The sequence below is a fragment of the Bradyrhizobium retamae genome (assembly GCF_001440415.1).
GTDB lineage: Bacteria > Pseudomonadota > Alphaproteobacteria > Rhizobiales > Xanthobacteraceae > Bradyrhizobium > Bradyrhizobium retamae.
In genome coordinates this window covers 1-1,428 of the sequence record NZ_LLYA01000118.1, presented here as the reverse complement: position 1 = coordinate 1,428, position 1,428 = coordinate 1, and the positions used below count along the sequence as shown (strand labels likewise).

Here is a 1,428-nt window from a genome sequence, read left to right as displayed (position 1 = left end):
TGCCGGCCGCGTAGCGCCGGACACAAATCTTCGTCGGACACCCACCACGACGAAGAGCCAGTTGTCAGGTCAAGTGCATACTTTTACAGCCCAGGCCATCCGCGACCGGAAGGGCCATTACGTGTTGGCCATCAAGAGCAATCGCGGCCGGCTCTTCAAGGCCGTCAAGGCGCTGCTCGATGCGGCCCGGAAGCCAGCGCGGGCGAGCCAGCGAAGGACCTGCGCTCACGGCCGTGTCGAGCGCCGGCAGGCCATCGTCGCGCCGGCACCACAGTTGGCGAAGCAATACGGCTTCCCCGCGATCACTGCCGTCGGCTGCATCGACAGTTGGCGCGCCCACACCGGCAAGCCTGCCAAGCACAAGGTTCGATACTTCCTGGCCTCGCGCCTGCTGTCGGCCAAGAAGCTGCTCGAGGTCGTGCGCGCCCACTGGGGCATCGAGAACAATCTGCACTGGGTCCTCGATACGGTCTTCGACGAAGATGCCTGCCGCAGTCGCAAGGATCACGCGCCGGAAAACCTCGCCGCTATCCGCAGGCTCGCCATCAACGTCCTGCAGACAACACCAGGACCGGCCCGCATCAGCCACAAAATGCTCCAGGCCAGATGGGACAACGACTTCCTTCTCTCCGCCCTCGCCCATATGCGATAGCCCTCGGGGTGATGGGGGGATGATCAATGGTGGTTTCTTCGTGCTCTCGCCGAAGGTAATTGACCTGCTGGCGGATGACTCCACTGTTTGGGAGCGCGAGCCGCTCGCAGCCTTGGCTGAGCAGCAACAGCTTTCGGCCTACCAGCACCACGGCTTCTGGCAGCCCTTGGATACTCTGCGCGACAAGGCGTTCCTGGAAGCGCTCTGGGTTGAGGGCAAGGCTCCGTGGAAGGTATGGGAGAAATGAACGGCTTCCGGGCGGGCAAGCGCGTCTTTCTCACTGGTCACATGGGCTTCAAGGGCTCGTGGCTCGCGTTTTCCATCTCGGCGTCCGGCAAGGCGCTGACCCCCCGCCGCCCGTACGCATTCTCTTTGATCGCCTTTGTCGGAGCTGGCATGGAGTCGATTAATGACCAACCACGATCATTTGGCCAGCGCGCTTCGCAGCGCTGCGCCCGATATCGTTATCCACATAGCCACACAACCATTGCTACGCTAATCCTATGGCCACCCATGTACGACCTGTCGGACCAACGTCATTGGAACGGTGAACTCGTCGGAGGCCGTGCCGCGCCGTGCCCAACATCGAACATCACACAGGACCTGCTCAAGCGCGCCGCCTGGACGCCATCTTCTCCGACACCATAGACCTAGACGATCGATTCCATGAAACCTGCGCTTATTGAGCAGACCGAGTTGGTGGAACGGACGGGTTGTTGGGGGATTCCTCGTTTGCGGTCGGCGAAACGAGGAGCTGTATCATGGCAGGATGGCGG

2 protein-coding genes and 1 pseudogene are annotated in these 1,428 nt (G+C 61.8%); all 3 read left to right on the top strand.

Features of this window, described 5'->3' with window-relative positions:
* Positions 1–73 precede the first annotated feature (73 nt).
* The 3 genes and pseudogenes from CQ13_RS15220 to CQ13_RS43000 all read left to right on the top strand — a co-directional run bounded on the left by CQ13_RS15220 (position 74) and on the right by CQ13_RS43000 (position 1,300).
* The gene (locus tag CQ13_RS15220; RefSeq protein WP_197427343.1) at positions 74–652 is read left to right on the top strand and encodes an ISAs1 family transposase; all 579 of its coding nucleotides are present in this window, start codon (positions 74–76) and stop codon (positions 650–652) included.
* Positions 648–899: pseudogene (locus CQ13_RS15215) on the top strand (glucose-1-phosphate cytidylyltransferase); the annotation flags it as partial. The gene CQ13_RS15220 and the pseudogene CQ13_RS15215, both read left to right, overlap by 5 nt.
* Entirely contained in the window at positions 896–1,300 is a 405-nt protein-coding gene (locus CQ13_RS43000) for a hypothetical protein (RefSeq protein WP_156433688.1), read from the top strand. The pseudogene CQ13_RS15215 and the gene CQ13_RS43000, both read left to right, overlap by 4 nt.
* Positions 1,301–1,428 lie beyond the last annotated feature (128 nt).